The organism is Spirillospora sp. NPDC048819 (genome assembly GCF_040650055.1).
GTDB lineage: Bacteria > Actinomycetota > Actinomycetes > Streptosporangiales > Streptosporangiaceae > Spirillospora.
Genome location: NZ_JBEZGN010000087.1, coordinates 1 through 3,984 on the forward strand (window position 1 = coordinate 1; position 3,984 = coordinate 3,984).

General features: G+C 67.7%; 2 protein-coding genes. Both read left to right on the forward strand.

The annotated features are described in order from the left end of the window. Positions 1–1,491: site-specific integrase (locus AB0C35_RS45815; RefSeq protein WP_358470928.1), on the forward strand; the 1,491-nt coding region annotated here is incomplete at its 5' end. Continuing rightward, positions 1,484–3,943 carry a site-specific integrase gene (locus tag AB0C35_RS45820; protein WP_358470931.1) on the forward strand — a complete coding sequence of 820 codons (2,460 nt, stop codon included), beginning with the start codon at positions 1,484–1,486 and terminating at the stop codon, positions 3,941–3,943. The genes AB0C35_RS45815 and AB0C35_RS45820, both read left to right, overlap by 8 nt. Positions 3,944–3,984: the final 41 nt, after the last annotated feature.

Genomic DNA, 3,984 nt, shown 5'->3' on the forward strand with positions numbered 1-3,984 from the left:
TTCCTGTTCGCCAACGTCGGCGACGACTCCGAACACCCCGCCACCCTGCGCTACATCCGCGAACACGCCGCTCCCTACGCCGCCGCCCACGGCATCGACCTGCGCGAACTGCACCGCATCCGCCGCGACGGCAGCACCGAAACCCTCTACGGCCGCCTGATGCGCGAAGGGTCCCGCTCCATCCCCATCCCCGTGCGCATGAGCAACGGTGCCCCCGGCACCCGCTCCTGCTCAGTTAACTGCACTTCCTTCACCTGGGTGATCATGGCACCTCATGTCGTGATCAAGGAGTGTGAAGTGGACCTTCGTCGTGAGCTGACGGAAGGCCGTGTGCAGGTCCCGCGCGTGGGGTCGGTGGTGAAGGTGTCGCGCCTGCATCCGCCGTACGGGGTCGTCGACCAGGCCGCCGTCGAGGTCGAACCGGTGACGCGGTATCTGGAGGATCTGGTGTTGGGGGACAGCAGCCCGTTGACCTGCCGAAGCTACGCCTACGGGATGCTGGGATGGTTCCGGCTGCTGTGGGCGCTGGAGATCGGCTGGGACCAGGCGACGGAATCCGACGTGGCGGTGCTGGTCGGCTGGCTGCGGAGTGCGCCGAACCTGCAGCGGCGGCGGGCTGTCGGGAAGCCCGAACCTGGGACGGTGAACCTGCGGACGGGCAAGCCGAGCCCTGGGCCCGGGTACGCAAAGTCGACGATCAATCACACGTTGACGGTGATCAGCGGGTTCTACGAGTACCACGCTCACTGGAGCCGGGGCCCGGTGGTCAACCCGGTGCCGTCCTCGCCGCAGCGGCGCCGCGCGCTGTCGCACCTGAGCCCGCTGGAGTCCAAGCCGGTCGTGGGCCGGGCCCGGCTGCGGCAGAAGGTGCCTGACCGTCCGCCACGGGCGATCCCGGACCGAATGTGGGACGAGTTGTTCGAGGCGATGGGCTGTGAGCGGGACCGTGCGCTGCTGGAGTTCGCGGTGTCCAGCGGAGCGAGAGCGGCCGAGCTGCTGGGTGTGATGCCCGAGGACATCGACTGGGCAGGGCGTCGGATCTACGTCGTGTCGAAGGGGACCCGCCGCCGGGAGGCGGTGCCTGCCTCGCCGCAGGCGTTCCTCCGGTTGGCGCGGTATCTGGACGAGGTCGGGACACCGAGACCGGCCGAGTCGATCTGGCGGGCGCGGCGGGGCCCTGACCGGCCGCTGAGCTACTGGGCCCTGCGGCGAGTTATGCAGCGCGCCAACGCGTTGATCGGCACCAACTGGACCTGGCACGACCTGCGGCACACCGCCGCGACCCGAATGGCGACCAGCGGCAAACTCACTCTGGCCGAGGTCCAGACGATCCTGCGGCACGCCAACGTCCAGACCACCGGACGGTACCTGACCACCGGAATCGAGGAGATGGCCGACCGGCTGTTCGAGCACTACACCCGGCCGCAGCCACAGGCCCACTACCCGTCCGGCTACGCCGCCGATGACATCGCGGCGGTGTTCGGTGGCTGAAACGCGTCCGACCACCGGCGTCAGCCGTCGCCACGGCCCCCTGGTCCCCGAGCTCGGCTTCTCCAGCCGCTTCGTGTCGGGTCGCAGGATCACACCCGAGCCCGCGATCGTGAGCGTCCCGCCCCGGCCGCATGGAGAACTTGCCACTGGCTCGATCGACCACCTGGCCCGGCTGGCCACCGAGGTCTGGGACGGCGCCAAGGTCACCCGCTATCAGCGCGGCGAGGCCACCCGCGCGGTCCTGCGGTATCTCCTGGACTATCCGGGAGAGACCTGGCAGGAACGCTGGGATGCCAGCCCACTGGGACGGGCCGAGATCAAGGCATCCGATCTCGGATCCCGCCGAACCGACGGACGGTCCTTCAGCCCAGGCGTGCGATCGTTGTTCTGCCTGCGCGTCATCCGGCCCTCTCTGCTGGCGTTTCGCGCCAACTCCTTCACCGGATACTCGGGGTTCTTCGTCACCGCGCAGAATGACCCCCTGCTGGACAAGTACGCCGAACAGGTCGCCGCCCATGAGATGTCCGGGGATCACCGTCGTTTCGCACTGTTCGAGGTGTGCCTGCTGCTGACCGTGCAAGGCATCTCCCTGGCCGATCTGACTCCGGCCGCGATGTTGCATCACGGTCACGAGACCCGCCGGGTCACGGCGATCCGCAACCCCGGCAGTAAGAGCGCCAACCGGTTCGCCGGACCAGCGGCGTGGAACGTCCTGCACGCGATGGGCCACTTCCCGGCCGGCACCCCGACCACCATGCGTGAGGCCCTGCACCGCGGCCAACTCACCGTCGAGGAACTGATCGACCGCTACACCATCCGCAACCAGGCGGTCCGGCGGCTGCTCATCGACTACTTCACCCGCAGGTCAGCCGACACCGACTACGCCACCCTGTCCCACTTGGTCCTCGAACTGGCCCACCTCTTCTGGGAGAAGATCGAAAGGATCAACCCCGACCAGGCCGACCTGCGGATCGCGCCCGAGGTCTACACGACCTGGCGACACATGATCAACACTCGCAACGACGGCAAACCCCGCGCCGGCGTCGACGGGATCGTCATCATCGTCCGCAGCTTCTACTACGACCTGCACACCTGGGCCGCCCACGAACCCGAACTCTGGGGTCCCTGGGTGGCGCCCTGCCCGGTCCCGCCCAGCGAACTACGTGGCCTGGGTAAACGCCGCCGCCGGATCAACGAACGCTCCGCGGACCGCACCCGCCAACGACAGCCACTGCTGCCCCTGCTGGTCCAGCACGTCGAAGCCCGTTACGAGCGGGCCCGCACCCTCCTCGAACGCGCCGCCTTCCTCCCGGACGGAGCCGCCTTCGAGCTGCATGGACGGACCTACCGGCGGATCGTCACCCGCCACGACCGGCACCGGCGGCGGCAGCGCGGTCGCCTGGCCGTCCGCGTCCGCGACGAGATGACCGGTCAGATCATCCACGTCGAGACCGAGGAAGAGCAGGCGTTCTGGGAGTGGGCCTGCATCCAGACGCTGCGGCACTCGGGCGTCCGGATCGAGGAGATGTGCGAACTCACCCACCTCAGCATCCGCCAATACCGCCGCCCGAACGGTGAGGTCATCGCGCTACTGGTGATCGCCCCGTCCAAGACCGACCGCGAACGCGTCATCCCGATGAGCGCCGAGCTGTTCCATGTGATCGCGTCGATTATCCGTCGTCACACCCGTGACGGCCGCTCGATCCTCCTTCTGAACCGCTTCGACGCCCACGACAAGCTCTGGAGCACGCCCCTGCCCTTCCTGTTCCAGCGTCAACAGGGCTCCACCCGCCGCGTCCTGGCCCCGGCGACCGTCCTGCACATGCTCCGGCGCATCTGCGATGACCTCGCCGAACAGCATCCCGAGTTCCGCACCGTCCGGTTCACCCCGCACGACTTCCGAAGGATCTTCACCACCGAACTGGTCAACAGCGGCCTGCCCATACACATCGGCGCCGCCCTGCTCGGCCATCTCAACATCCAGACCACCCGCGGCTACGTCGCGGTCTTCGAGGAAGACGTCATCCGGCACTACACCGCCTTCCTTGCCGACCGCCGCGCTCTGCGCCCTATCGACGAGTACCGCGACACCACCCCCGCCGAGTGGCAGGAGTTCGAAGAACACTTCGACAAGCGCAAGGTCGAACTCGGATCCTGCGGACGTCCCTACGGCACCCCCTGCCAGCACGAACACGCCTGCATCCGCTGCCCGATGCTGCACATCAAACCCAAGATGCTCGACCGGCTCGTTGAGATCGAGACCGACCTGCTCACCCGCCGGGAACGTGCGCAGGCCGAGGGCTGGCTCGGCGAGATCGAGGGCATCGACCTCACCCTGACCTTCCTACGAGCCAAGCGAGAAGAGTCCCAACGGCTGACCCGGCGACCCGCTATCAACCTCGGCATCCCTCAACTCCCGCCAACCAACACCAGGCAGGAGACCCAGCAATGAACACCACAGTTGCCCGTTCACGCCAGGTGCAGATAAGCACC